2 protein-coding genes are annotated in these 1012 nt (G+C 51.5%); one reads left to right on the top strand and one right to left on the bottom strand.

Annotated elements, in window-relative coordinates; translation table 11 throughout:
- Positions 1-194 precede the first annotated feature (194 nt).
- Positions 195-656 carry a DNA-binding protein gene (locus D6783_05855; GenBank protein ID RME52097.1) on the top strand — a complete coding sequence of 154 codons (462 nt, stop codon included), beginning with the start codon at positions 195-197 and terminating at the stop codon, positions 654-656.
- Positions 657-723: 67 nt separating this feature from the next.
- Here D6783_05855 and D6783_05850 read toward each other — a convergent pair.
- A partial coding sequence (locus D6783_05850; GenBank protein RME52096.1) for a hypothetical protein occupies positions 724-1012 on the bottom strand: 289 nt, incomplete at its 5' end.

Below are 1012 nucleotides of genomic sequence, written 5' to 3'. Positions count from 1 at the left end.
GGGGGTAGGTGAAGGGGGGGTTTATTTTCCCTTTGGTGCGGGCAGGTACAGTCATCAGCAGAAAGTATGTGGTGAAGCTTTCGCGTGTAGTGTTTTGGTTTGTTGAAGGATATTTGTTCGTATTCTGGGGCGTGTAGAGAGCGTGTGGACAAAGCAAGTCAGGCGACAATGGATCACGACGAAGAGGAAAGCTGATGAAGAAACACAAAAAAAGTGAAGGGACGACGCGAACGGGTCGAGCCAAACGAGAGAAGACGATCAACATGCGTCAGTTGAAGCGAGAGCATAATCCGCTGCCTCCGGAGGTGGTGCAGTGGTTGGAGGCACTCAAGCCACGTCTTCGTTCTCAGTGTCGCGAAGGCATGCGTCCCTGCCCTCACGTCTCCTGCAAGTATCATCTCTATTTGGATGTCAATCCAGAGACGGGGAGCATCAAATTCAACTTTCCTCATCAGGAAGTTCACGAACTTGAAGAGACTTGTGCATTGGATGTGGCAGAGCGCGGTGGTGTGACCCTCGAAGAAGTAGGCGAACACATGAATCTGACCCGTGAGCGGATCCGCCAATTGGAAGCCACTGCCATTCAAAAAGTCACTGAAAAGATCGAAGAACTCGGCCTGACCGAAGAGCTTATCCCTGACGATATCTTCCGCTAAGAGCGATCTCCTTCCACGTGCTTCTTTCCTGACATTGACATCATTTTCGGCATGGCTCAAATGGGGGTCACAAGTGTGTGGTCATGGCGAGGAGCGTAGCGACGTGGCCATCTCGTGAGAGCGACTGAGCTTTCGGGAACGCCACAGGGCTTCGCCCTTCGCGATGACATGCAGGCATGCAGGCGTTCTCTCTTGCTTTTGGAATTCCCCGTTGTTTGACGCATCCTTTTTCACATGCAGGCGTTCTCTCTTGCTTTTTGAATTCTCCGTTTTTTGACGCATCCTTTTTCAATAGTTGTATTGGATCCATCCGAGCAGTTCGAAGCGGCGTTGTGGGAGGAGGATGGGATTGGAGG

It is taken from the genome of Candidatus Woesearchaeota archaeon, from assembly GCA_003694805.1.
GTDB lineage: Archaea > Nanobdellota > Nanobdellia > Woesearchaeales > J110 > J110.
This window is presented reverse-complemented; position numbering and strand designations above follow the sequence as displayed.